Source organism: Kaistella sp. (genome assembly GCF_032060305.1).
Taxonomy (GTDB): Bacteria; Bacteroidota; Bacteroidia; order Flavobacteriales; family Weeksellaceae; genus Kaistella; species Kaistella yananensis.
In genome coordinates this window covers 12,712-16,036 of the sequence record NZ_DAMBHK010000057.1, presented here as the reverse complement: position 1 = coordinate 16,036, position 3,325 = coordinate 12,712, and the positions used below count along the sequence as shown (strand labels likewise).

The window sequence follows — 3,325 nt, the reverse complement described above, 5'->3', positions numbered from 1 at the left end:
TCATTATACGGCAGCCTGTTCTGTATCGAGCGTCCCAGCGAAATCTCATCGGCGTACTCCAGTTCATCACCCACAGAAATTCCGCGGGCGATGGTTGAGAAATTTACTTCAGAATTTTTGAATTTCTTATAAATATAATAAGCGGTGGTATCGCCTTCCATGGTTGCGCTGAGCGCGAAAATAAGCTCTTTGGTGACACCGTTCTCCAGCTTTTTTTCAATAGAAGAAATATTAAGATGATTCGGACCGATTCCTTCCATGGGAGAAATTTTTCCGCCCAAAACCAAATATTTGCCCCGGTATTTGCCGGTATTTTCAATCGCCATCACATCACGTACATCTTCCACCACGCATATAATTTCCTCATTACGCTTTGGATTGGCGCAAATCTCACAAATTTCAGAATCTGAAAAATTATGGCATTCTTTGCAGTATTTGATGTCGGTGACTAACTTTTTCAGTGAATCTCCAAGTGCGATCGCCTGACTTTCCGGCTGTTTCAGAAGATGCAAAGCCAGCCTCAAAGCAGATTTTTTACCAATTCCCGGCAGCCCGGAAATCTCTTCTACAGCTTTCGCCAAAACTTTACTCGGATAGTCCATTCCACAAAAATAAAATTTAATCCCTCAAGATGCAAGTTTCGCCCCTTTTATTATCTTTGGGAAAATTAAATTAATGGTTCTGAAAAACTTAAATTATCCTCTCAATTTCACCTTTAAAATCACCACACTTTCAAGCGATTTCAATATCACCGACAGAAACGGAAACTACGTCGCCTATGTGCGTCAAAAAATGTTTAAACTGAAAGAAGATGTTATCGTTTTCAATAACGAAACCAAATCTCAGGAACTTTTCAGAATAAAAGCAAACCAATGGATCGATTTTAACGCTTCTTATGCCATCACCGATGTGCAGTCCGGACAAAATTTCGGAAATCTTGCCAGAAGAGGCATGCGCTCTTTGTGGAAATCCCAGTACGACATTGCCGATGAAACCGGCGCAACAAGATACCAAATTAACGAAGACAACGGCTGGATTAAAGTTTTTGACGGACTTATCGGCGAAATTCCTTTGTTGGGAATGCTTACGGGATACTTCCTGAACCCTTCGTACACTGTAAAAGACAATGCCGGGAAAGAATATTTTAAACTTAAAAAAATGCCTTCACTTTTTGGCAGGAAATTTCAGCTCGACCGGATTATCGATATCGACGATGAAGACGAATCCCTTGTAGTTCTCAGTTTTCTGATGATGGTGTTGTTGGAAAGAGACCGCGGTTAACTTATAATTTTATGAAATGAAAAAACATATTCTATTTTTTGCACTCTCCACTTTAATCTTTCAGTCCTGTAAAAAAGAAAGCGTAAACTTAAGTGAAAACACCACTTTAGATGCCAACGTAACAGTTCCCGAAACTGCAAGTGATACGACAAAGGTTGATTCAGTATTAAAACCCGAGTCATTTCCGATGCCAGCTGAAGTTGAGGGCTGCTCGTGTTACTTTGGCGAAAACAAGGAACAGTTTGAAAATGAAAAATATGTATATGTGGATGATTATGGTAAAAACGCTTACTTCAAACTGGGTGGAAAAATGATTAAGATGACCATAAAGGAAGACGGTTTTGAACCTGAAAATTTCAGCAAAAATTTTGAAAATGCCGATTATAAAGTCTCCATCACCGGCAGAAAAATAAATGAAATGGATGAAACCATGATGTTCCAGGGATCAATGACGGTGGAAAATTTAAAAACCGGTGAAAAATCAATTTCCCCAATTTATGGCGAGTGTGGCTGTTAAAAAATCTATAAAACGTGAGATTCACGCTTCCAAAAATTTTGGGAGCGTTTTTTTATTAGTAAATTTGAGAAAAATTATACGATATGGCACTTTCACAACTGGAACCTCAGTTGATCTGGAAAAATTTTTCAGCGTTAAATGCGGTTCCAAGACCTTCAAAAAAAGAAGAAAAAGTAATAGCATTCATTAAAAATTTTGGCGAAAATCTCGTTCTGGAAACTACTGTAGACGAAGTTGGCAACGTCATCATCAAAAAACCGGCAACACCAGGCATGGAAGACCGCAAATCTGTCGTTCTGCAGTCTCACCTCGATATGGTTCATCAGAAAAATAACGATGTAAATTTCGATTTCGAGACCATGGGCATCGACATGGAAGTTGACGGTGACTGGGTAAAAGCCAAAGGAACTACTTTAGGCGCTGACAACGGTTTGGGCGTTGCCGCAATTATGAGCATCCTGGAAAGCAATGATATTCCGCATCCCGCTCTGGAAGCACTTTTTACCATTGATGAAGAAACCGGAATGACCGGCGCAATGGGACTGAAACCGGGACAGCTTCATGGCGAAATACTCTTGAACCTCGACACCGAAGAAGATGACGAAATCGATATCGGCTGTGCGGGAGGGATTGATGTAACCGCAACCCAAACTTACGGTGTGGAGGAAGCAAAAGGACAAATTGTAAAAATTGAGGTAAAAGGTTTACAGGGCGGCCATTCAGGAATGGATATTATTAAAGGTCTTGGCAATTCAAATGTAATTTTGGGCAGACTTCTGTATACGGGACTTTATAACCAAAATATCCAGCTGATTTCCATTGACGGTGGCGGATTGAGAAATGCAATTCCACGGGAAGCTAGCGCGGTTTTATCCGTTCGTCATTCCGTAGAGTTTATCGATCAGGTTACCACTTTGAAAAAAGAAATTCTGGACGAATTTGCGAGCGTAGAAAAAGATTTACACCTCAATATCGAAACGTTTTCATCTGCTGAAAAAGCTCTTTCCGAAGAAGATTCCAGGAAAATTATTTTAGCTTTAAAATCCGCACATAATGGGGTATACCGAATGAGTCCGGATGTTAAAGATTTGGTTGAATCTTCTAACAATATCGCTCGTGTAGAGCTAAAACAAGGCGAGCTTAAAATCCTTAATCTTTCCCGTTCTTCAGTAGAATCTACGAAATACGCTGTAGCAGAACAGTTGAAATCTGTATTTGAACTGGCCGGAATGAATGTTGAATTCAGCGGTTCTTATCCAGGCTGGAAACCAAAACCGGGTTCCGAAATCGTGAAGCTCATGGAAAAAATCTACGAAAAAGATTTCGGCTCAAAACCTCAGGTGGTTGCCTGCCACGCAGGATTGGAATGTGGGATTATCGGTGCCAATTACCCTGAAATGGAAATGGTAAGTTTTGGCCCAACCATCCGCGGGGCACACTCGCCGGATGAAAGAGCAAATATTCCTTCAACACAAAAATTCTGGAAGTTTTTAAAAGAAATCCTTGCAGAAATTCCGAAAAAATAAA

4 protein-coding genes are annotated in these 3,325 nt (G+C 40.3%); 3 read left to right on the top strand and 1 reads right to left on the bottom strand.

Annotated features, from left to right (window positions below):
- On the bottom strand, positions 1-602 hold a 602-nt coding region (recR, locus tag V5N63_RS08720), incomplete at its 3' end, for a recombination mediator RecR (RefSeq protein ID WP_332033635.1).
- Positions 603-675: 73 nt separating this feature from the next.
- Between recR and V5N63_RS08715 the strand changes: the two genes are divergently transcribed.
- The 3 genes from V5N63_RS08715 to V5N63_RS08705 all read left to right on the top strand — a co-directional run bounded on the left by V5N63_RS08715 (position 676) and on the right by V5N63_RS08705 (position 3,324).
- On the top strand, positions 676-1,281 hold the full coding sequence (locus tag V5N63_RS08715; protein ID WP_332033634.1) for a hypothetical protein: 606 nt from the start codon (positions 676-678) through the stop codon (positions 1,279-1,281).
- A gap of 16 nt (positions 1,282-1,297) precedes the next feature.
- Positions 1,298-1,798 (top strand): hypothetical protein, encoded by a 501-nt coding sequence (locus V5N63_RS08710; protein WP_332033633.1) that lies wholly within the window; start codon positions 1,298-1,300, stop codon positions 1,796-1,798.
- Positions 1,799-1,881: 83 nt separating this feature from the next.
- Positions 1,882-3,324 (top strand): aminoacyl-histidine dipeptidase, encoded by a 1,443-nt coding sequence (locus V5N63_RS08705; protein ID WP_332033632.1) that lies wholly within the window; start codon positions 1,882-1,884, stop codon positions 3,322-3,324.
- Position 3,325: the final 1 nt, after the last annotated feature.

Coding starts and splice junctions, on each gene's coding strand:
- V5N63_RS08710 (WP_332033633.1), top strand. CDS start 1,298: ATGAAAAAACATATTCTATTTTTTGCACTCTCCACTTTAATCTTTCAG.
- V5N63_RS08715 (WP_332033634.1), top strand. CDS start 676: ATGGTTCTGAAAAACTTAAATTATCCTCTCAATTTCACCTTTAAAATC.
- V5N63_RS08705 (WP_332033632.1), top strand. CDS start 1,882: ATGGCACTTTCACAACTGGAACCTCAGTTGATCTGGAAAAATTTTTCA.